The following is a 21,710-nucleotide window of genomic DNA, read 5'->3' as shown; positions in this document are numbered from 1 at the left end:
GCGGCCGCGTCCTGGCGGTGAGCAGTGCCACGGGGCCGGGCGTAGCGTGGAGGAGGGCCGGCCCGACCGTCGGCCGTGGCGTGCTCCGGCGGCCGGGCTATCCGTACGGCTTCCGCAGGGCTGGAGAGAGCGTCATGGGCAAGCAGTCGGTTGAAGAATTGACGAGCCGGGTGCACGGTCGGGTGCACGGTTCGGTGATCACCCCGGGTGACGCCGGGTACGACGAGGCGCGCCGCGTGTACAACGCCATGATCGACAGGAAGCCGATGGCGGTCGTGCGCTGCGTGAACGCCGGGGACGTACTCGCCGCCGTCGGGTTCGCCCGGGAGAACGGGATCGACCTGGCGGTACGCGGCGGCGGCCACAGCGTGCCGGGCTACGGGACGTGGGACGACGCCGTGGTGGCCGATCTGTCGGCGATGCGCGGGGTGCGGGTGGACCCGGTACGGCGGACGGCACGGGTCGAAGGCGGCGCAACACTGGCCGATCTGGACGCGGCGACGGGTGCCTTCGGACTCGGGGTGACCGGTGGGGTCGTCTCGTCCACCGGCGTGGGCGGGCTCACCCTCGGCGGCGGCTTCGGCCACCTGGCTCGCCACCTGGGCCTGACCTGCGACAACCTCCTCTCGGCGGACGTGGTGACGGCGGACGGCCGCTTCCTGATGGCGACCGAGCACGAGCACCCCGACCTGTTCTGGGCGCTCCGCGGCGGCACCGGGAACTTCGGGGTGGTCACCTCCTTCGAGTTCCGGCTCAGCCCGGTCTCGGAGGTGCTCGGCGGCCTGATGTTCTTCGAGCTGGAGCACGCGGAGTCCGTGCTGCGGCACTACCGCGAGTACATCGCCGTCGCACCGGAGCAGCTGGGCGCCTTCCCCGCCTTCCACCTCGCCCCGCCGCTGCCGTTCATCCCGGAGGAACGGCACGGCGACCCCCTGATTGCGGTGGTGGTCTGCTGGTCCGGGCCGATGGCGGAGGGCGAGCGGGCCGTCCGGCCGTTCCGGGAAGCCGCCCCGGTGGCCTTCGAGTCGGTCGGGCCGCTGCCGTACCCGGTGCTGCAGACCATGTTCGACCAGCTGCTGCCGCCCGGCCTGCAGCACTATTGGAAGTCGGCCTTCGCCGCCCGGCTCACCGACGAGGCGATTGCCGCCCACATCGTGCACGGGCCGAAGGTGCCGTCGGTCAGCGCCTGCCACATCTACCCGATCAACGGTGCCTGCCACCGGATCGCCCCGGAGGAGACCGCGTTCTCCTACCGCGACGCCACGTTCGCGACCGTGATCGCCGGGATGTGGCCGGATCCGGCCGAGAACGTGGCCAACACGGCCTGGGTGAAGGACTACTACCAGGCGATCGCCCCGCACTCCTCGGCGGGCGGCTATGTCAACTTCGTGGCCGACGACGATCAGGAACGGGTCACGGACGACTACCGCGACAACTACACCCGCCTGACCGAGATCAAACGGGCATACGATCCGGACAACTTCTTCCACGTCAACCACAACATCCGGCCCTGACGGGCAGGGGAGAGGCGGGCAGCCCGGGCCATGCCTCCCCACGGAGCCTTGACCCATGAGGCTCAGCCGCCGCCCCCGCCGCCGGTCGAACCGCCGTGCCCGATCGCGCTCCACCAACCGCTGTTCCCCGGCCGGTTCGAGACCGGGGGCGGGGGCGGCGGTTCGGGGCGCTGGTGGTGGTGGACGTGCAGGTCCACCGCGACGCCGGGGGAGAGGGCCTCGTACAGCTCGCGGTGGAGTGCGGTGGTGTCGGTGTCCTGGGGCAGGGACTGCTGGGGGAGTTTGCCGTGCTCCAGCAGTACGGTCACCGTGATGGTGACGGACCTCGGGCGCGGGTCGCCGTCGTACGGCTCTTCGGTGGAGTGGTCGATCCGGATCCGTCGTACTTCGGTGATCGGCATCGGCCGGTCTGCCCGGGCGCCCCGGACGAGGGCGACAGCGGTCGGCTCGGCGGAGGGCGTGAAGCGCAGCCGGTGCACGTGACGGAAGATCAGGCGGACCAGCAGCGCCCAGCCGATGACCGCGCCCGCCCCACCGGCGATCCCGGCCGCCGCCCACACCGGGCCCCATCCGGTGCCGGCGAACAGCATGACGATGTAGAGGGGGAGGGAGAAGAGAACGCTGTACAGGAACAGCACAGGTGCCGCGATCACGGCCTGGAGCGCGGTCGCGAGAGCGTACCGGAGCGAGCCGCCCTGCTCCACGAGGACCAGGTCGAGCACGTCCGGGTTCGAACGGTCGATCAGAACCCGCTGCATGACGCAACGGTAGAAGTGCGCGGCGCGTAGCGGAAGTACTGCGCCGGACGCTCGCGGAACAGGAGGAGCTGACACACGGCTCGGACGCGGCGGTAGGTGATCACGCAGCAGGCCGGTTCGAGGAAAGCCCCGTGGACGTCGTCGCTGATGTCCCAGCGGATCCGTAGGTGTCGAAGGCCGTGGATCCAGGCGTTGGTCCGCTCGACGACCCATGACCGGGGTGAGGTGCCGGGGCTTCGCCCGGCCGGCCTGCTGTCCGCAACGCCACCGGCGCCGAGTGTTAGTTGTATGGCTATAATGATTGTATGTCCTTAACTAAATGGTCTTCCGTCCTCTCCCCTGCCGCCCGTGGCGCCGTTGCGGCCTCACCGGACCGCCGCGGGCGCTTGAGAGTGCTCGCCATCTGCTGCCTGAGCCTGTTCATGGTCGGCGTGGACAACACGATCGTGAACGCCGCACTCCCGGCCATCCAGCGTGACCTGCACGCCACCGTCACCGGGCTGCAGTGGGTGGTCGCCGCCTACACCGTCGTCCTGGCAAGCCTGTTGCTGCTCGCCGGCTCCATCGGCGACCGCCTCGGGCGGCGCCGCACATTCCAGACCGGCCTGCTGCTGTTCACCCTTGGCTCGCTGCTGTGCTCGCTCGCGCCGGGCCTGGACTGGCTGGTCGCCGCCCGCGCGCTGCAGGCGGTGGGCGGTTCGATGCTCAACCCGGTCGCCATGTCGATCATCACCAACACCTTCACCGAGCCCCGCGAGCGGGCCCGCGCGATAGGCGTGTGGGGCGCCGTGGCGGGCGTCAGCATGGCGCTCGGGCCGCTGCTCGGAGGTGGCCTGGTCGACTCGGTCGGATGGCGCGCGATCTTCTGGGCCAACATCCCGGTGGGCCTGGCCGCCCTCGTGCTGTGCGCACTGTTCGTCCCCGACTCCCGTGCCGAACACCCATGCCCGCCGGACCCGGTCGGGCAGCTGCTGATCGTCGTCCTGCTCGGCAGCCTCGCCTACGGTCTCATCGAGGCACCCGCCGCCGGCTGGGCCTCCGTGCAGACCCTGGGCTGCTTCGCGGTCGCCGCGCTGGCGCTGACCTGCCTGGTGCCCTACGAACTGCGCCGCGCCGCACCGCTGCTCGACCCGCGGCTGTTCACCCGCGCCCCCTTCGCGGGGGCCGTCGCCATCGCGATCTGCGGCTTCGCCGCACTCGGCGGCTTCCTCCTCCTCAACACCCTCTACCTGCAGGACGTACGCGGCTGCTCACCGCTGCACGCCGGCGTGCTGACCCTGCCGATGGCGGGCGTGACCATGCTGGTCTCGCCGCTGGCCGGCCGTCTGGTCGCCGCCCGGGGAGCACGCCTGCCGCTGGTCGTCTCCGGGAGCGCCATGGCCGCCGGCATGCTGATGCTGACCGGCCTGAGCGCGCACACCGCCACCTGGCAACTCGTCAGCTCCTACGCGCTGTTCGGCCTCGGCTTCGGCATGCTGAACGCGCCGGTCACCAACACCGCCGTCTCCGGCCTGCCGCCCGCCCAGGCCGGGGTCGCCGCCGCCGTCGCCACCACCAGCCGCCAGACCGGTCAGGCGCTCGGGGTCGCGGTGATCGGCTCCCTGGCCACCTCGGCCGTGCACGGCCCGCTGAGCACCGGCTTCGCGTCGGCCAGCCACGTCGGCTGGTGGATCGCGACGGCCTGCGGCGCAGCAGTGCTGACGCTCGGTATCCTCACCACCGGCCGTCGGACCGGGTAGGCCGGACCCATGGCACCGCGGTCGGACACGGACCCGGACCGACCAGCAGAGCGGAGCGCGACAGCGGATGAACGACAGTAGGAAAGACAGCGGCCGGCCGGGCACACACACCACGGGCGGCGGTATCGAGCCCCGCCCGGACGATGACGCGGACACCGGCGCGGTGGTCCCACCGGAGGCGGCCCGGGTCTGGGCCGCGATGTCCTTCCTGGTGCTGAAGCAGGAGAACCGCCGCGCCGAGGTGGAGCAGGCCCTGGGCCTCAGCTTCTTCCGCGTCAAGGCACTGCGCCGGCTGCTGGCCGGCCCGTTGACCATGCGGGAGCTGACCGACCGGCTCTCCACCGACAAGCCGTACACCACGCTGGTCGTGGACGAGCTGGAGCGGCGCGGCTATGTGGAGCGCAGTGTCCACCCCGTCGACCGCCGCTCCAAGATCGTCAGTCTTACCGCCGCCGGCACCGCCGCCGCCGAGCGGGCCGAATCGATCCTGACCCGCCCCCCGCGCACCCTTCTCGCGCTCGCCCCCGAGGAATTGACCGTCCTGGAGCACATCATGGCCAAGCTCCAGCAGCCGCAAGGGTAGGGCCCGGCTCCCCAGCGGGGCCGCCCGCAGCCCCGGTGGGGTTCGTCGTCGAGGGTGGTGCCGTTGGTGTGGCACATACCCGCGTTGACGCGTTCGGCCAGGTCCAGGGCGAGTGGGATGTTGCGGGTGAAGATTGCCGAGGTGAGGCCGTTGTCGTTGTCCTTGGCTACGCGCAGGGCCGCTGGCGGCGCGAGACGCCGGCCGCCTGGCGCTACGCGGAAACGCGCTTGATCCGGCGTACGTTCTCCCGGCCGCAGGCCGCGCAGACGATCCACTCGCATAGCCAAGCCGTCCCGGACGAAGGCCTCGCTCGCCCGGTTGCCGTCCTCCCCGCCGCAGAACAAGCAGTCCCCGTCTTCGCCGGTCAGATGCCGGAACGGGTGAAGGATCGGGCGGCCCCCGAGATCAGGACGCCCCAGGAACCCGCAGCCGGGGCACTTCCACTACTCATTGGTGCCCCCGTACGCCCCGGACCGGGTGATCTCCTGCACCAGGACCCGCGCGCACCGCGGACAGAGCCTCCGCGGTGCGTCGCCCGTCCCGCCCGTGTCCTCGACTCCCATGGCGCTGTCGCCTAGCGGCGCGGCCGCCGAGGGGGCGGGGCCAGACCCTCGGTGTCCGGCACGTGCCCCGGGTGGTTCAGGCTTCCGACAGGGCGTGCACGGCGAATTTCGTGTGATGGTCGCATTTCATCAGGAGATCGCCGTGCGAGCCCTGCGTGTGTCGGCGGATGTGGCCCCCGGCCTCGTTCAGCGCGCGGCGTCGTGGTGGGCGAGGGCTTCTTCGGCGGTCACGGGGGTGAAGGGTTCCAGGACGGTGACGTGGAAGCGCTTGAGGCGCAGGTAGCGCTCGCCGGTGTCGGTGAGGGTCCAGGCGTGGCGGGTGCGGGCGGTCATCGGCTGGCCGGTGCGGGTGATGCCTTCCCAGGCGAAGTCGACGGTGATGCGGTGGTCGCCGTCCTCGCCGGGGGTGATCACCGGGTCGATCAGGTGGTGGGTGCTGAGGCCGACCAGTTCGCCTGCCTGTGCGTACCAGGCGGCGACCTCGTCGAAGGTGTGCAGGACCCGACCGTCGGGGAGGGTCATGGCCAGCTCGGGGTGGAGCAGTTCGCGCAGCGCCTCGGGGTTGTCCGCGGGCTGCTCCAGGAGGGAGAGCCAGTAGTGGACGAAGGCGAGGACCCGGTTCTCGGCGAGCGCGTCGGTGAACGGCGTGTCCTGGTAGGACAGGATCTGCTCGGCGAGGGCGCTGATCCTGGGCAGGCGCTCGACCGGGTGCTGGAGGAGTTGGAGGTCGTAGCGCAGCAGGGCGGCGCCGTCCATGCTCGGTCCGGCGGTTTCGAAGTCGTGGGTGACCGTGACCTGGGCGGTGTCCGGGCCGGTGCGCTGGATGGCGAGGCTGCGCAGGTGGTGGGCGTTGGACTGGCCCGGGAAGGCGGTGGCGAGGCCGTCCAGGTAGGCCTGACGGCCCTGGACGTCGGGCAGTTGGCCCTGCGGCGGGCGGCGGAGGACGAAGTCCTCGGTGGCGAGTTCGCCCTGGTGGTCGAGGTTGCGGTTGTCGGTCTCGTAGCCGGCGTACCAGCGGTGCACCACGGTGAGGGCGCGGTGCTCGTAGGAGCCGGCGGTGAGGGCGGCGGTGAGGGTGTCGAGTGGGGTGGGCTCGGTCATGGTCGGTCCTTCCTGTTCTGGGGGGTGGTTCAGCGGACCCAGGCGCCGGTGAGGGTCTGGACGGCGGAGCCGTCGAGGTCGGCGAGCGTGGTGGCGACGAAGTCGCGGGCCCACTCGGAGGTCTGGACGCGGAAGGGCGGGCGGTCGGCGGTCAGGGCGTCGATGATCGGGGCGGCGGCCTCGGCCGGGGTCTGGGCGTGGCTGAAGATGTCCCGGGTGCGGGTGATGTACCCCTCAAGGGCGGGGGCGTAGGGTCCGACCTCGGCGAGCAGGGCGGGAAGGTCCAGGCTGAGGTTGGCGACGAACTCGCTCGCGACCGCGCCGGGTTCGACCACGGTGACGTCGACGCCGACGGTGGCGGCGACGGGGGCGAGGGACTCCATGAAGCCCTCGACGGCGAACTTGGCCGCGCAGTAGGCCTCGTTGAAGGGCTGGCCCACCATGCCGCCGACGCTGGAGACGGTGATCACCCGGCCCCGCGTGGCGCGCAGGTGGGGCAGGGCGGCGCGGGTGGCGGCCACCACACCGAAGAAGTTGACCTCCATGGCGGCGCGGACGTCGTCGACGCTCATCAGTTCGATGGTGCCGAGGTGGGCGGCGCCGGCGTTGTTGACCAGCGCGTCGAGGCGGCCGTGCTCGGCGATCACCTCGTCCAGGCAGGCGGCGATGCTTGCGGGGTCGGTCACGTCCAGGCGCTTGACCTGGATGCGGTCGGCCACACCCGCCTCGGCGGCGGCCTTGAGGAGCGCCTCGGCCTTGCCGGTGTCGCGCATGGTGGCGATGGTCGTCCAGCCCGCCCGGGCGGCGCCGATGGCGGCGGCCAGGCCGATACCGGAGGACGTGCCGGTGATCAGGACGGTCTTCGGGGAGGTCATGCGGGTCTTCCTTGCCTGTGGGGCGTAACGGGCGGCACCCGTAAACGGGGAGTTCCCCGATTCTCTTCAACCGTAAGCGGGGAACTCCCCGGTTGTCCAGCTGGTCTGATCCCAGACGAGGGGGGCGGCCTTGACCACCCAGCCGGGCCCGTTGCGTGCCAATGCCCGCCGTAACCGGGAGCGCATCCTCGAAGCAGCCGTGCGCGCGTTCTCCGAGAAGGGCGCGGACGTTCCGATCGACACGATCGCCAAGGCCGCGGCGTCGGCTCGGCCACGCTCTACCGCCACTTCCCCACGCGCGAGGCACTGGTCGAGGCCGCCTACCGCAACGAGCTGGCCCGGGTCTGCGACAGCGGCCTCCTCGACCTGCTCCTCGACGGGCTCCGCTACGGCACAGGCCGATAGCCCATCCCGGCACCGCCCAAGCCCGGCGGCAAGCAGCAACTCCGGCGGCACAAGATGCCCGGCCTGCCGCCGGGTTTCTCACCGGGCCCGTATGGCTCACGCGGCCCGGTACACGGGTCTCAACTCGCCAACAGAAGCGCTCAGTCACGCGAAATAAGGCCAGTCCCGGCCGCCGAAGAGGCGGCCGGGACTTTTTCTATGACCGACCGGCGAATTCTCCCGGAGGAAAGCCATGGACCTTCCGCAACTTCTCTGTCCACAGCCGCGGCGGCCGACGATTCCCCTCGACGGGGCCGGGAGCGGCCGGCCCCCGCCGCCGCCACGAAAGGGGAGCACCGCCATGCAGAAGAAGGGTTCGACCGCCTGTGCGAAGCCGTCCTCGGCATCTGGCGGGCAGGCAACTGAGACCGCGCCGCCGAATGGCATGTCCGCGACCGAAAGATTGTAGGTCAAAGCCCTGGCCACTGACCGATCAGCGGGTCTAGCATTCCCGGCACGGCGGCCCCACCACAGCACCACCGGGCCGCCGGCCAACGCAGCCGCGCCGTGGCCCCGGCGCGGCCGGCCTCCCACGGCCGGGTCACCAGTGGGGGTGAGAACCTCGGTTGGTGAGGGATCCCCTGACGGACACAAAAGTGGGCCGCGGTCAGTACCCTGACGCGGTGACGACCGACACCGCCTTGTCGAGGGCCATGAGCTGCACCGTCGACCCACCGCTGCACCCGCTGCCCGATCGCGTCGTGGAGCTCCTGATCGAGCTGGGGAGTCCGCCGCGGCTGGCAGCCCACCTGCGAGCCGTCCACGATGTCGCGCACCAGCTGGTCGACTGGCTGGCGAAGCGCTACCCAGCTCTGCTCTTCGACCGCGAGGCGGTGCTCTTCGGGGCCGCGACACATGACATCGGGAAGACCGTGCACGTCTCCGAGCTTTCTGGGCCCGGAGCAGCGCACGAGGAGGCTGGACAGGGTCTTCTGCTTGGCCGCGGCGTGAGCCCGGAGCTCGCCCGCTTCGCCGCGACACATGCGTCGTGGACAGAGTCGCGGGTCGGTTTGGAGGACCTCCTGGTGAGCCTCGCCGACAAGATCTGGAAGAACAAGCGTGTCCCCGACCTGGAGGATCTCGTTGTTGCCCGGTTGGCCGAAGCGACCGGCGGGGCGGCATGGGAGGAGTTCATCGCACTCGACGAAGTCCTCTCCCGCATCGGCGACGACGCCGACAGTCGCCTGGCGTTCCAGGCATCCGTCCCGATCCACGACTGAGAGAAGGTGGCGGGACACCGTGACGATGAGCCCCGACGGCCCCGGCCACACGCCGAGCATCCCGCCGAAGCCGCAGCTTCCCGATCTCGCCGCGGCCCGCGAGCTCGGACCTGCAGCGGCCGTGGAGGCACGCTGGCAGCAACTGCTGCTCGTCTGGCAGTGGCATCACGAACGGCACGAGGTCCTGCACCCGGGCAGCACCTACCCGGACATCGTGTCCCTGATCGAGGCGGCTGGAGCGGAACCGAAGCTGCGGCAGCTTTACCCGTTCACCAGCCATTTCAGCCTGAACTTCAGCAGCTTTACGAGCTACCCGTGGTCAGTCCAGGCACCGTCGGTCGATCCTCTTCATGACGGGCGGTTCCGCGTTCGCCGTCCTCGAAGTTCTGACGTCATCGGGTTCGCCCACACTGCGGAGGTCGCGGTGTCCCTCGTCGTCGACAACCTCCCAGCCGGGCTCGGCCCGGCTGTCGCCTGCGATCAGGTCAGCCGCTGACGCGGGGACCCGAGGAGCTCTACTCCTCGCTGTCGGTGTCCTCGGGGAGGCAGGAACCGCAGCCCCTGGGACAGCGAGGTGGCTTCGAAGGCGTAGCGGCCGTGAAGGTTGATGTGGTGCCGTACGAACGGGGAGAGGTGGGCCACGTCCTCGTCACGGGCGTCGAAGCCGTCCGCCCGGTCGGGTAGGAGAGCGCGCCGCACATCAGGGACGCCCAGAACAACCCCGAGCGGACCTTCCCGTCATTCAACGGCAAGAGCGTTCCCGGTGCGAAGCAGCCCCTGCACCGGCTCATCGACCGCGACAAGCAGGACGAGAACCGCAGCGTCGCGATAGCCACCTGCCGTGAGGTCTGGGATGACTGCGCGAACTCGGGGCTGCAATGCGACGAGTGCCCGTTCTCGTCCACGTACGAAGGCGCGAACAAGGGAGACAACCGCTACTCCGCGCGGCTGATCGATGGAAAGGACAACGGCAGCGGAGGCAACATGATCAAGGCCGTCTTCGAGACGAACCGGCTCTTGGACAACGACCCGTTCTACGTCACGATCGTCCCGTAGCCGCACTTGCCGACGCCGGAGGACAACCAGTGCCGATCCTGTACGAGTTCCGCACCGAAGCCAGGCCCGACAACGGCCTCATCGAGGTGTACGACTCCGACGCCTACCTCACGGATTCCGAAGCCGTCCGACAGAGCCGGGACACGGTGGTAGCGGGCACCGGCGCGCAGATCTACCTCCACAGCCTCCAGGGCATCGCCCCCGCCGAGGTCCTGGTGCGGGTGTGGGACGGCCCGGCGCCCGCCGACAGGACCTGGGCGGCCGACGGCGAACGCTCAGCGGTGCTGGACAGTGCCACGGGCGAGGTGGTCATCCGCGCGTTCGCCCCGGATATCGCCGGTCACTTCCAACTGCCCCGCCCGGGGGTCTACGACGGCCGTGTCTCCTGGAAGGGGCGCGGGGCCGCCGAGGACCATCAGAACAGCCTGCGCGCCCAACTCGCTACCCCAGAAGGCCAACGCAACTCAGAGGAAGTCTTCGCGACCCACCGAGAGATCCTGGAGTCCTACCGAATCGACCTATGGTGGGTCGCAGAGTCGGAGGACGACGAGGACGACGAATAAGCACGGCGGTGTGTGGTGTCGCCCGCTGACGGCACCACACACGTACTCGGCGATACGCCGAGGTCGGCACGGGTCCGGTGCAGGAGGCCGCCAGATGATCGTTCGGCCCATCCGCCACGACGCCTGCGGCGCGGCGGATGTGGGCACGGCTCTCCCTGTGGGCAGCAGAACAGCCCGGCACCCGAGGGTGCCGGGCTGTCGGTTGAAGGCCCTCTCGCTGATCAGTCGTTGGCCGTTAGGTCCGGCGCGTACTCCTCAAGCCGGTCCAGCAATGCTGGCCTACTGACCAGCAGTGATGCACTGATCGCTTGAGCTCGCCATCCTTTGACGACATCAAAGACGCGGAGGCCGAAGATCGGCGGGTCAAGGTTGGGCGGGGCCGGGTCGGATGGTCCGGGCGCGGACGGGCCTCCCGCCGGGCGTCGCGGCGGCGAACGGGGTGAGAGTTCACCGATCCGTTCTCCGGGGCGGCCGCGACCGACGGCGGCGTGGTGCTGCGGTCCTGAGATGGGGTCGTCGGCACGGGTCGGGCAGTGGTGGACCGTCGAGGGCTTAACCCATTCTGTGCTCGTCTCCTCGGTCGGGTCGCCAGCCGAAGTGACCAGATGCCCCCTGGCAGTGAGCTCGATGGTGCCGGTCGCCTCGCCGGATCTTCCCCCTTTTCCCGAGCGCGGCAAAACATCGCCGGCATCCAGGGGCGGGCCCGCCCATAAGGCAGGCGGGCATCGGGAGCGCAATTAGCGATATATGGAACGGCGAAATGCGTGATACGCCATACGGTCGGCCGTCATGGATTCAGTCGTAGGGCCATAGCCTCACAAGTAAGTCAAGACTTATCTTCAGGGAAATTTGGCCGTAGGGTGTGGCTCGAATCGAAGGAGCCCTCTGTTGTCGAAAAAGAATGATCCCGCTGCGCGTGCGGTTGAATCGGAGCGAGATTATGTGTCCTCCTTGTATGAGCTGCTCACCGAGCGGCTTTCCGAGGCGCGGGTACACCGAGCGAGTGTGCTGAAGGCCCCGGCGGAAAGCGCCGGTGAGGCATACGAGAGAGAAATCGCCGCCGAGCGTCTGGCCGAGGAAATCGGCCGGCTGGAGGGCGCCGAAAAGGGGCTGGTCTTCGGGCGCATCGACTGGACGGATGGCACGGCCCTGCGCATCGGGCGGATCGGACTGTATACGGAGGAGGATGACCTGCCTCTGCTCGTGGACTGGCGTGCGAACGCGGCGCGGCCCTTCTACGAGGCGACGCCGGTCCACCCGATGGGCCTGCGGCGGCGCCGGCACCTGCGCCTGGAGGAGCGCACGGTCGTCTCGGTGAGCGACGAACTGTTAAACGGGACCGCCCCGACCGACGAGGACGTCGTGGGGGACGGCCCGTTGACCGAGGCTCTGTCGGCACGGCGTACGGGCAGGATGCACGCGGCCGTCGCGACGCTGCAGGCCGAGCAGGACGAGATCGTCCGCTCCGCCCACCGCGGGGTGACCGTGGTGCAGGGCGGGCCCGGCAGCGGCAAGACGGTGGTCGCCCTGCACCGGGCGGCCTATGTCCTGTACGCGTTCCCGCGCGCCTCGGAGGAGGGTGTCCTGGTGGTGGGCCCGAACGCCCGGTTCCTCGACTACATCTCCCAGGTCCTTCCCTCGCTCGGAGAGAACGACGTCGTTCTGGCGACCTGCCGGGAACTGGCCGGAGTGTCCACGGACACGGTGGACCCGTTCGATACGGCGCGTCTCAAGGGCGGCTCCGACCTCGCCGACGCCTTGGCCGGCCTGCTGCGCGTCCACCAAGCCCCCGCCGGTGACTTCACCGTGCGGGTCGGACAGGAACTGGTTCACCTCTCCGGCGAGGAAGTCGCCACGGCACGCGACGCCGCCGTGGCAGCCGCGCCGGGGCACAACCCCGCGCGCCAAGTGTTCAAAGAGCTCTTGGCCGACGCCGTCACCGACGCGATGCAACGAGACATGGGCGACCTCCTGGAGCAGATCGACGCCGATGCCGAAAGGATGACGGGCATCAACCTCGACCGGTTCACGGGAGCCGCCCAGCGCCGTGCCGAAGGTGCGGCCGACTCGGGTCCGGTCCACGAACTGGACCGGGACGCCATCCGAGCCGATCTCCTCGACGACGCCGGCGTCGACCGAGCGGTCGAGGTGTTGTGGCCGCGGCTGGTACCCGGTGACCTCGTGAAGGCGCTCCTGACGAACGCAGGCGCTCTCGCCGAGCGCCTGCCCAGCCTGACCGCGCAGGAGCGGTCCCTTCTGCTGCGCGATCCGGACGACCCGTGGACCGATGCCGATGTGCCGTTGCTGGACGAGGCGGCGAGCCTGGTCGACGGCCCTCCCGAGCGGACGTACGGGCACGTCGTCGTCGACGAGGCTCAGGAACTGACCGCCATGCAGTGGCGGATGATCGTCCGCCGCTGCCCGGCAAGGGCGATGACGCTGGTGGGTGACTTCGCCCAGGCAGGCCCGGTCGCGACAGCACGCGACTGGAAGGAAGCACTGAGCCCTCACGTCGGACCGCGGTTCAAACTGCACAACCTGACCGTCAGCTACCGCACCACGCAGGAGATCCTGGAGAGCGTCCGGGACCTGCTCACGCGGATCGCTCCGGACCAGAAGCCCACACGGTCACTGCGAAGCGGTGAGAGCCCTCGCACCGTGACCACACCTCCGGACGGGTTGGTCACCGCCGTCGTTCAGGAACTCCGCGCCCAGAGCACCGCGCACCCGGGCGAGCTTCTGGGAGTGATCTGCGCGGACACCAGGGTGAGCGAGCTGACGGCCCAGGGCATCGCTCACCACGCACGCATCGTGCCGGCGTCCGAAGCACGCGGCCTGGAATTCGACGGGGTCGTCGTCATGCACCCCGAGGAAATCATCACGGCCCGCCCCGGTGGGGAAAGGGACTTGTACGTAGCCCTGACCCGGGCCACCAAGCGCCTCTGCACCATCACCGTCCAGCCCGCCTGACGACTCGGCGCCCGCGTCGTCGCCGCGTCCGCACCCGGCGCGGTACAGTCACCGGCCCGCGCGCACGGGGAGGACGACCTCGACATCCTCGGCCTGGTCCCCTCCCACGGCTGACCCCCGCGCGAGCGGGGGCAGCCGGCCGCCCTGTGATGCCCCTTCTGTCCACCGTCGTCTGCCCTGGCGGACCTGCAACGTCGTGGGCTTGGTTCGCATTGACGGACACCTCTGAGGCCGCCGCCGAGCACTCCGACCCCCACGCCCGCCGCCCGGCCGGAGGTCACGCTTGACGGCGTGCCGGCGTCCTTCACGGCGGGGGGTGAGGCGAAGCAGTTCAAACTGGTCTGCACCAACCGGACCGGCAAGGACCTCCGCGTCCTCCCCACCGTCCTGTTCCAGGGGCAGACCGAGCTCACCGCCGACGTCCTCACGTTCGAGTACGAGACACCGAGCGGCCGGTGGCAGGAAGGGACGGGCCTTCGTGCGTCAGGTCAGCCCGTTGGGGCGCGCCAGGGCTCTCACGGAGTCGGCGAGTCGACGGGCAGACGAGGGTGATGGCCGAGGCCATCACCACGGGCCGCGTCCAGCCGATCCGTGCCTTCGTCGCGCACTGGGCCGCCGTCGTGGAGATCGAGCGGCACCCGGCCACCGCCCAGGCCTACCACCGGGCGAACTCCCTCGCGAACCATGCCGCGACCGTTGCCGAGTGCCGCGAGCACGCCGTCGTCGTCGCCGAGCTCTACCGCGCCGCGTACGCGGCGGTGACCGAGTGACCTGGAGCTGGGACTACTTCCCCAGCGAGCAGCACGTCGCCGCCGGTGCCCCGGCCGACTTCCTGGCCGCCGTCGAACAGCGGGCCGCCGAACTCGTCCGCGCCGCGGAAGCGCTCTACCTGGACGGCACCTCGTATCAGGGCAGCAGGGAGCCGATGCGCTATCTCGACGTCGCCGGCGGCCTGCTCGCCTACCACGTGGTCCCGCGTCTGGAGCTCGTCGTCTGCCAGGTCACGCCACCACCGGCACCCTGATTCCTCGCAGTCGGGCCGAAGGGGGGATTTGTGCTGTTTACCCGGTGCTCGGCACGGCGCGCTGGCACGATGAAGTGGCCATGGTCAGGCCCGAGTTCGGGGGTCATCGCTGCCGGGTGGCAAGCGGCGAATCCAGACGGCGGTGTTGGGCAGCGCGGCGTCGGGGGTGCCGCTGATCCTTCCGCTCAAGGCAATCGAACTGGACGCCTTCCGCCGGCAGCACGCCGCGGACACCTTCTGGTGTGGGCTGCTGCCGGGCGGCTGCGGCGAACGACTGACGACCAAGTGACGACCAAGCTCTACCGTGGCCCCCACGACCTCCCCTTCCCCCCGCCCGTGACCCGCGTCCAAGCGCTGCTACCCGGGGGAATCAGGCGGTTGCGGTGGGTGTTCAATGGTCCGGTCACCGCACGCTGAGCCGGAAGGGCACCACCGTGGGACGCAAGAAGCCGGGCAAGCCGCGCCGGGAGCGGGCCGCCGCCGAGTACACCCTGCAGCAGCTCCAGCCGCCCGGCTACGACCAGTGGATGGCCCCCGCCGACATCGACCCGGACCGGCTCGCCGGCGATCCCCGCGTCAGCCCGGAAACGGTCGACATGATGCGCCGGGCGATCCGGCTGCGCCCCCGGTACGGCCTCAGGATCCCCGCCCAGGCACTGGCCCTCGACCTCGCCATCGACCACGGCGTGCTTCCCCTGCGTCACCCCGACGGGTCGTTGTCCCCGCTCTCCGTTGACGTCCTCGCCGGCCTCCTCGCAGAACCCCACGCCGACCACGACCTGCGCGACACCCTCCACGAACTCCACGCCGACGGAGCGATCCTGCTGGAATCCAACGACGAGGACGAAGTGGTGCTGCGCCTGGTGGTCGGCAAGCCGTCCCGGCCCGGCGAGCCGTGGCTGTTCGACGGGGACATGGAGAGCGAGCTCGTTCCTCAGACGTGTATCCCGGTCGACCCGCTGAGCATGGACTCCCAGGAGTTCGCCGCGCTCGCGTACCTGCGCGCCCGCCTGTCCAGCGGAACGGTCGGCACGGCGGAGGAGTACGCCACCTTCAACGGCGTCGGCAGCGTGGCGCGCGCCCAGGAGCTGTTCGACGCCGTTGCGCACCTGGTCGATGTCCGCGGCTGCCCCGCCTGCCCCTCCGCTCACCTGTGCACCCGCACGGACTGAACACCGGACTCATAAGCCCCGACCAGGACCTGCGGCTTCACCGACAGCCATCGTGGCAGGGCGTCGGTATGGCATGTTCGTGGCCGAAAGATCGCAGGCCGCAGGCCTGTTCGCCGCCGACGCGCGGGTCCAGCATTCCCGGCACGGCAGCCCCACCGTCCCCAAGGCGGGGCTGTCGAGCAGAGCGGCCGCGCCCACCCGCGGACGTACAGGTCCAGCGCGGCATGGCCTCCACCCGCCCCCCAACTCGCCCACCGCGCTGACGGCTTGGCGGACCGCCGCAACCGTGCCCGGGTAGGACCCGACACACGAGATGTCAACCTCCCGTGCTGTACTACGTGTTCATGTTCCGTGCACACGAAGCATCGCCTCCGGAGGCTCCTCTCGATGAGTGTCACCTGCCTAACGTGCGAAGCCTCTTTGATCCGCCGCCTGGAGGCCGCTACGGAGCGCAACCGGCAGCTGGAAGCGGAGAACCGCGAGCTCGGACAAGCACTCGCTCTCGCGCTCGGTGAGCAACGCACTGCCGACGTCCGAGGCCTCCGCGTCACAGCGAAGCCTCCAGCTCCAAGGGCGATCGGCCCGTGCTGAGAAGCTGATGCGCAGCATCGCGACCGCACCCGTTCCCGCAGCCACGCGGGAGATCGGCGAGGATATGCGGTCGACGAAGGGAAGTTGTCGCGGCACCATGCGGGGCAAGATCCGATGATGAGGAGCATGGTGATCAGCCAGGGAGTGAATATCGCAACGCGATGCGAGGCCTGCGGCGGTGTGCTGATACTCAACACCGGCCAGTCCATCGACGATGGACGCCTGTGCTGGGGAACCGAGGGAGGCTGCCAGGCCTGCCCCGTCGGCTGGTGCGACCGGGACAGCGGCGATGCGACTCCGGAGGAGATCCGCCAGGCACTCTTGGCGGCATACGGACCCGCCCGGCTCCGGCTGACAGAGCCCGAGGCGAGCGCAGTGCCCGTCCTTCGCGCTCTTCGAGAGGTGCACGGCCTGTCGCTGGCACAAGCACGGGCTATGGCGGAGGAGTTGAAGACGGTCGGCCTCGTGGGCACGTTCGTCGAGATGGAACTCGTCGCCACACGGCTTCGACACCATTCCGTCGGAGTGACAGTCGAGACATCGTCCAGCTGACCCTCGGGAGCGAGCGACACGCCGGGTGACACACTTTCCGCAGCCGGAAAGGTCTCCGAGCCGCCGCGTCGAGGACACAGTCCACATCGCGTCGTCCCAGGTCAGGCCCATCTTCATCGCGATGGCTCAAGATGAGGGCCGTTGATTTTCTTCGCCGCGCGGTAGCCGCGGCTGCCCCGTCCGACCGACGGACAGCAGCGGCGGCGCGTCACGAACCCTCCTTCCCCGGGTGGTGGTCCGGGTCCGGCCGCCGGTGGCGGGCGGACCCGGGGTCGGTCAGGCGTCGATGTAGTCGGCGATCACGTCGAGCGTGGACTCCACCGAGCTGAGCTGGGTGTTCAGGTGCCTGATCCAGCGGCCTTTGGGCTGCAGGCCGGCGTGCGGGGCGACGACGCCGGTGATGAACCGTCGGGGCCCCGGCCGACCGCCCGGATCCAGGAACCGGTGCCCGGCGCCCCGCCACGACGTGGGCAGAGTCCTCACCACCGGCGAGGCATACGCCCGCCCTGCCCATCACAAGAAGGGCACCAAACCGTGACGAACCATCACAAATGATTAAACGCCGAGCTCGACCTTGCCCTCGACACCTGGCAGGAGAGCGTCCGGATCGGTCGCGAGAACGCCGCGATCGCACTCATGGCGACGGCACCCACGTTGCGGGTGCGGGTCGGATGGCAGGGGCCGGAGTCCGCCACCTCCTCGGTCGCCGTGGCCGGGCCGCTGGACCGGGGGACAGGTGGTCGCGCTGAGCCTCGCGCCCCGTCTGAGCCCCTGGGAGTCCCCTGGGGGGCTCAGCGCTTCCCCCGCTGATCAGCCGTCTGCGGCGGCGCCCCGGCCGGCCGCCGCCAGGATGTCCGCCCCGGCGGGGTCGGCGGCCAGTGCCTGCTCGAAGCCGTCCTTCGGCAGCACCGTGTTCCCGGCGACGATTACCCCGGCGGGCGGGTCGTCATAGCCCTTCGGCCGGTCGTCCCAGAAGTTGCCGAGGAACGCCACGTTCTCCAGCGGCGGTGTCACCCTGAGCACGACCGGCGTGTCCCCCTGGTAGACGACATTGCCCAGCACGGTGACCCAGGCGGCGCCGTAGTCGGTGTACAGACCGAAGTTGTACGAGGTGACGGTGTCACGGATCACATTGCCGCGTACCAGGGTGCCGCCGGCGTACGAGGAGCCCTGGCGCCCGTTGAGGTAGATGCCGCCGCCATCGGCGAGCACCGTCATGGTGTGGTGGATCAGGTTCCCGACGATCTGCACCCGGGCCGCCCGGTCACCGCCGACCAGGATGATGCCGCAGTAGGGCACGTCGTGGATCTCGTTGTGCGCCACGGTCGTGTCGCGGGCGTCCACCACCCACACGGCGGGCGAGCCGTGGTACTCGCGGCCGATCCGGCGGATCAGGTTCCGCTCCACCCGGGTGCCGGTGCCGGCGGCGACGGCCACACCGCTGCCGGAGACGTCCTCGATGACGTTGTCGAGGACCGCGTTGTCGTGCCCCGGCCCCGAGAGGCCGACCGCTCCGGCACCGAGTCGGGTGAACCTGTTGTCCGCCAGGGTGATCCGCACCCCGCCCGTGAATTCGACGTTGGCCGGCAGCGTCGCCGGGCGCTCGGGCACCGCCAGCCGGGCGTTGCCCTCGGCGAGCCCGACCTCCTGCAGCGGGCCGCCGTCGTAGTAGCTGTTGCCGTGGAAGTGCAGGAACCCTCCGGGTCCGCTCGGCCCGGTCCAGCCCGCGTCCGCGAAGGTGAGTCCGCGCAGGGTCACGTCGTGCAGCGGCCGCTCCTCGGTGCCCCGGCCGACGACCAGCCGCTCCAGCACCGGCACCACGATCTCCGCCCGCGCCGGGTCCTCCCCGGGCAGTGGCAGGTAGTAGAGGATGTGGCGGCCGGGCACCGACCGGTCGAGAGCGAAGCTGCCCGGCTCGGTGAGGAAGCTCATGCTGTTCTCGGCCGAACTCGGCGCGCCGACGGTCGCCCACACCCCCGAGGAGCCCTCCCCGGGCGGGAGTTCACCGGTCCACTCCGCCCGGTAGAGCTTTTTGGCCCACCCGAACCCGGGCTGGGCCATGGTGATGGTGCTGGAGTCCGCGTCACCGGTGATCTCCGCCACCCGGCAGCGGGCCTCGGACCACGGATAGACGCCGGTGAAGGCGAACTCGATGCTTCCCGGATCCCGCCAGCTCTGCGGAATCGCACTGTCCGTGACGAAACCGGTCTCGGTTATCGTCACGGCGCCGGGAATACCGGGACTGACCGAGGCCCTCGGGGCCGGACGGCCGTCGACCTGGAGCTGCCTGGTCTCCAGCTCACCGACCTCGGCCCGCCAGGCGCCCGCCTGGTCGGGCCGCCAGCCGGTGATCCGGCGGCCGCCGCTGATGACAGCCTCCTCCCGCTCCTCCGTCCCATGGCCGTGTGCCTGGTAGACGACCCGGTAGCCGTTCTCCCCCGAGTCCCCCTCCTCGGCACTCAGCACGAACGGCTCGGTCAGCACATGGGCCCCGGCCCGCAGGGAGACCATGAGGTCCGACTCCATGGCCGCGGTACGGGCCCGGACGGCCCGCTGCGCGGCGGGCAGTGTGGCGAACGGCCGATCGAACGTGCCGGGCCAGGAATCCCGGCCCCAGGGCGCGACGTAGAACTGGTTCTCAACCATGGGACAACCTTCCCCAGAGGTGGTGTTTATGGCGTACACGGCGTGTACACCATAAACATCCGGCTAAGGTGGGTGTCAAGGACGAGGAGGGATGAGCGTGACTGGCCAGAATCCGGCCCCTGAGAATCCGGTCGCCGCGAACACCGCGAACGCCGCGGCCGATCCGGACCGCACCGTCGAGCTGCTCTGGAGTGCCGGCGGGAGCCGGGACCGGGCGGGGCTCAGCCTGGACCGGATCGTGCGGGCCGCCGTGGAGATCGCCGACGCCGAGGGGCTCGCGGCGCTGTCCATGCGCAGTGTGGCCGAGCGGCTGGGCTACACCACGATGTCGCTGTATCGATATGTCCCCGGCAAGGCGGAGCTGGTCGAGCTCATGCGGGACGCGGTTGTCGGCGAGTCGGCCGCCCGGCAGGGCGAGGACGACGGCGACTGGCGGGCTGCCCTGGAGTCCTGGGCCCGGGCGCACTGGGCGATCCACCTGCGACACCCCTGGCTCGTCCACACCTCGGGCAGCCGGCGGCTGCCGGGGCCGAACATCATGGCCGACTACGAGCACGGCCTGCGGATCGCCGAACTCACGGGACTGCGCGCCTCCGAGGTGATCTCGGTGGTCGCGTTGGTCGCGGGCTTCGTGCAGACCTCCGCCAGGCAGTTGCACGACTTCCTCCGCGAGGAGCGGGATTCCGGTGTCTCGCACGAGCAGTGGTGGCGCGGCCAGGACGGCCTGATCGAGCACCTGGCGGCCTATCCCACCCTCGGCAGGCTCTGGCAGGCCGGCGGCTTCGACCGGCCCGAGGATCCGTTCGACTTCGGGCTCGCCCGTACCCTCGACGGCGTCGAGCTGCTCGTCCGGAGCCGCCGTAGCGAAAAGAGTGACGAAAAGGGTGCTCCGACACCGGACCACCCGTCCGTCGGTCACTGCACGGTCTGCGGCACCCCGCTCGGAGGGACCCCCCGGGGCCGCCCGCGCGACTACTGCTCCCGGGCCTGCCGCCAGCGCGCCTACCGCCGCCGCCAGGCCAATCGTTAGCTCACAAGCCGGGCCAAGGGGCGTCGCTCCGGGATGCGCTGTGTTGTGCCCGCGGCAGGCGCGCCTGCCGGACTCCCGGCCGGAACGCACACCCACGCCCCGGTACTGGACAAGGGTCCCGGACTCGCGCGGCACTTTGAGCTTGTTGATCCTGACCGCCTTGCTGCGGCGCGGGCGCGGGCGTGGGCGTGCCGCGGGAGGAAGCGTGTCATGACGCAGGACCGCAAGCGCAAACAGGCCATCCGCTCACTCCGGCAGTCGACCGGCCGCCGTTACACCCCCCCTCGCCAGGGAGGAAGCTTCCGGGCAACCACGCGCCGGCCGGGCCTTCTCACCGGGCTCGCTCCTGTCGGAGTGCACCTCCGCCCCGGTGACCGTCCCGGCCTGGTTCCAGGACGGGTGGGAGTGGGAGCCACCGAAGGCGTTCTCCTCCGGGCTGCTCGGCGTCGACGTTCCCCACGGCACGGTGCTGGAATTCGCGGGCCTGCTGGCCATGTCCGGCCTCGCGACCGAGGTCCGGACGGAGAGCGCCGACCCCGAGCACCAGGTGCTCGTGGCCGCCGAGGGACGGCGCTTCGAGCCGTGCCTCGCTCAGGGACGCCCGCATCGTCGGCCTCGCCCGTCTGACGGACGGCCGGGTTCAAGCTCAGGAGTGCAGGTGGTGCACCGTGGCGGGCTCGGCGGTGAGCGCGTTGCGGGAGCGCAGTCGCAGGGTGACGGTGCGGGTGATCACTGCGGCTACGGCCATCAGCACCAGGCCGTTGGTGGCGATCGCGCTGACCTGGGTGGGCAGTGCGCCGTGCTGGACGAACCAGCGGCCCATGCTCTGGGTGAACCAGTGGGAGGCGCCGTAGGAAAACAGCGTCCGTGCGGCGGAGACGGTGATCCAGATGGCGGCGTAGTCCCAGCCGCCGGTGGTGGACACGGTGCCGTCGGACGCCTGTCGCGTGATCTTCAGGCGGCTTGCGGCGGCCAGGCCGAGCAGGATGCCCGCCGCCGCGCCGAGGACCTCGACGGTCAGGCCGATGCCGTTGGTGAACACGGTGTGCATGAACAGCGGCACGATGGCGGCGGCGGTGATCAGCGGCCGGGTCAACCGGCCGCGGGTGACCCGCTTCAGGCCGAGGTCGGCCATCAGGGTGGTGACCAGGACGGCTACGTTCACCAGCAGGGCCTGTTCGAAACCGGTCATGAGAGGCTCCTCGTGGGACGGGGGGAAGTGGCGGGGTTCGATCTACCGGCGAACCGGTGAACGTCGACCAGTCTGTGTCCGCCAGGCCGTTCGGGGCCTCGGCCGGCAGGTGGAGCA

At 70.4% G+C, this 21,710-nt stretch carries 19 protein-coding genes and 2 pseudogenes; 15 read left to right on the top strand and 6 right to left on the bottom strand.

Annotated elements, in window-relative coordinates:
* Window positions 1-134 precede the first annotated feature (134 nt).
* On the top strand, window positions 135-1,514 hold the full coding sequence (locus ABZW30_RS29815) for an FAD-binding oxidoreductase (RefSeq protein ID WP_355674303.1): 1,380 nt from the start codon (window positions 135-137) through the stop codon (window positions 1,512-1,514).
* A gap of 62 nt (window positions 1,515-1,576) precedes the next feature.
* Here the strand turns inward: ABZW30_RS29815 and ABZW30_RS29810 are convergent, their stop codons facing one another.
* Window positions 1,577-2,272, bottom strand: a complete 696-nt coding sequence (locus ABZW30_RS29810; RefSeq protein WP_355674302.1) for a hypothetical protein — start codon at window positions 2,270-2,272, stop codon at window positions 1,577-1,579.
* 305 nt (window positions 2,273-2,577) lie between these two features.
* On the opposite strand from ABZW30_RS29810, the gene ABZW30_RS29805 reads away from it, so the two are divergent.
* Both ABZW30_RS29805 and ABZW30_RS29800 read left to right on the top strand, forming a co-directional pair.
* Window positions 2,578-4,011 (top strand): MFS transporter, encoded by a 1,434-nt coding sequence (locus ABZW30_RS29805; protein WP_355674301.1) that lies wholly within the window; start codon window positions 2,578-2,580, stop codon window positions 4,009-4,011.
* 67 nt (window positions 4,012-4,078) lie between these two features.
* On the top strand, window positions 4,079-4,594 hold the full coding sequence (locus ABZW30_RS29800; protein ID WP_355674300.1) for a MarR family transcriptional regulator: 516 nt from the start codon (window positions 4,079-4,081) through the stop codon (window positions 4,592-4,594).
* Window positions 4,595-5,343: 749 nt separating this feature from the next.
* On the opposite strand, the gene ABZW30_RS29795 is transcribed toward ABZW30_RS29800, so the two are convergent.
* Together ABZW30_RS29795 and ABZW30_RS29790 are read right to left on the bottom strand one after the other, a co-directional pair.
* Window positions 5,344-6,258: a hypothetical protein gene (locus ABZW30_RS29795; RefSeq protein WP_355674299.1), complete on the bottom strand. Its 915-nt coding sequence runs from the start codon at window positions 6,256-6,258 to the stop codon at window positions 5,344-5,346.
* A gap of 29 nt (window positions 6,259-6,287) precedes the next feature.
* A complete protein-coding gene (locus tag ABZW30_RS29790; protein WP_355674298.1) occupies window positions 6,288-7,133 on the bottom strand; it encodes an SDR family NAD(P)-dependent oxidoreductase in 846 nt (281 codons plus the stop codon).
* A 130-nt stretch (window positions 7,134-7,263) separates the two neighbouring features.
* On the opposite strand from ABZW30_RS29790, the pseudogene ABZW30_RS29785 reads away from it, so the two are divergent.
* From ABZW30_RS29785 to ABZW30_RS29735, 11 genes and pseudogenes are all read left to right on the top strand, one after another.
* Window positions 7,264-7,487: pseudogene (locus ABZW30_RS29785) on the top strand (helix-turn-helix domain-containing protein); the annotation flags it as partial.
* Window positions 7,488-8,230: 743 nt separating this feature from the next.
* Window positions 8,231-8,797: an HD domain-containing protein gene (locus ABZW30_RS29780; protein ID WP_355674313.1), complete on the top strand. Its 567-nt coding sequence runs from the start codon at window positions 8,231-8,233 to the stop codon at window positions 8,795-8,797.
* Between the two features lie 25 nt (window positions 8,798-8,822).
* Window positions 8,823-9,293 (top strand): DUF6193 family natural product biosynthesis protein, encoded by a 471-nt coding sequence (locus ABZW30_RS29775; protein ID WP_355674312.1) that lies wholly within the window; start codon window positions 8,823-8,825, stop codon window positions 9,291-9,293.
* Between the two features lie 203 nt (window positions 9,294-9,496).
* Window positions 9,497-9,853 (top strand): NucA/NucB deoxyribonuclease domain-containing protein, encoded by a 357-nt coding sequence (locus ABZW30_RS29770; RefSeq protein ID WP_355674311.1) that lies wholly within the window; start codon window positions 9,497-9,499, stop codon window positions 9,851-9,853.
* Between the two features lie 29 nt (window positions 9,854-9,882).
* Window positions 9,883-10,416, top strand: coding sequence for a hypothetical protein (locus tag ABZW30_RS29765; RefSeq protein WP_355674297.1), 534 nt, complete (start codon window positions 9,883-9,885; stop codon window positions 10,414-10,416).
* Between the two features lie 942 nt (window positions 10,417-11,358).
* A complete protein-coding gene (locus tag ABZW30_RS29760; RefSeq protein ID WP_355674310.1) occupies window positions 11,359-13,386 on the top strand; it encodes an AAA family ATPase in 2,028 nt (675 codons plus the stop codon).
* 551 nt (window positions 13,387-13,937) lie between these two features.
* Window positions 13,938-14,156 (top strand): hypothetical protein, encoded by a 219-nt coding sequence (locus ABZW30_RS29755; RefSeq protein WP_355674296.1) that lies wholly within the window; start codon window positions 13,938-13,940, stop codon window positions 14,154-14,156.
* Window positions 14,153-14,410, top strand: a complete 258-nt coding sequence (locus tag ABZW30_RS29750) for a hypothetical protein (protein WP_355674295.1) — start codon at window positions 14,153-14,155, stop codon at window positions 14,408-14,410. Before ABZW30_RS29755 ends, ABZW30_RS29750 begins: the two co-directional genes overlap by 4 nt.
* Window positions 14,411-14,576: 166 nt before the next feature.
* On the top strand, window positions 14,577-14,699 hold the full coding sequence (locus ABZW30_RS29745; RefSeq protein ID WP_355674294.1) for a hypothetical protein: 123 nt from the start codon (window positions 14,577-14,579) through the stop codon (window positions 14,697-14,699).
* 145 nt (window positions 14,700-14,844) lie between these two features.
* The gene (locus tag ABZW30_RS29740) at window positions 14,845-15,582 is read left to right on the top strand and encodes a hypothetical protein (RefSeq protein ID WP_355674293.1); all 738 of its coding nucleotides are present in this window, start codon (window positions 14,845-14,847) and stop codon (window positions 15,580-15,582) included.
* 717 nt (window positions 15,583-16,299) lie between these two features.
* Window positions 16,300-16,725 (top strand): hypothetical protein, encoded by a 426-nt coding sequence (locus ABZW30_RS29735; RefSeq protein ID WP_355674292.1) that lies wholly within the window; start codon window positions 16,300-16,302, stop codon window positions 16,723-16,725.
* Window positions 16,726-17,001: 276 nt separating this feature from the next.
* On the opposite strand, the pseudogene ABZW30_RS29730 reads toward ABZW30_RS29735, so the two are convergent.
* Both ABZW30_RS29730 and ABZW30_RS29725 read right to left on the bottom strand, forming a co-directional pair.
* Window positions 17,002-17,136: pseudogene (locus ABZW30_RS29730) on the bottom strand (RacP protein); the annotation flags it as partial.
* A 399-nt stretch (window positions 17,137-17,535) separates the two neighbouring features.
* Window positions 17,536-19,371, bottom strand: coding sequence for a right-handed parallel beta-helix repeat-containing protein (locus tag ABZW30_RS29725; RefSeq protein WP_355674291.1), 1,836 nt, complete (start codon window positions 19,369-19,371; stop codon window positions 17,536-17,538).
* 97 nt (window positions 19,372-19,468) lie between these two features.
* On the opposite strand from ABZW30_RS29725, the gene ABZW30_RS29720 reads away from it, so the two are divergent.
* Window positions 19,469-20,401 carry a TetR/AcrR family transcriptional regulator C-terminal domain-containing protein gene (locus ABZW30_RS29720; RefSeq protein WP_355674290.1) on the top strand — a complete coding sequence of 311 codons (933 nt, stop codon included), beginning with the start codon at window positions 19,469-19,471 and terminating at the stop codon, window positions 20,399-20,401.
* A gap of 646 nt (window positions 20,402-21,047) precedes the next feature.
* Here ABZW30_RS29720 and ABZW30_RS29715 read toward each other — a convergent pair.
* Complete coding sequence (locus ABZW30_RS29715) at window positions 21,048-21,593, bottom strand: hypothetical protein (RefSeq protein ID WP_355674289.1); 546 nt, start codon at window positions 21,591-21,593, stop codon at window positions 21,048-21,050.
* Between the last annotated feature and the right edge of the window lie 117 nt (window positions 21,594-21,710).

It is taken from the genome of Kitasatospora sp. NPDC004669 (genome assembly GCF_040609455.1).
Classification (GTDB): Bacteria; Actinomycetota; Actinomycetes; order Streptomycetales; family Streptomycetaceae; genus Kitasatospora.
This window is presented reverse-complemented; position numbering and strand designations above follow the sequence as displayed.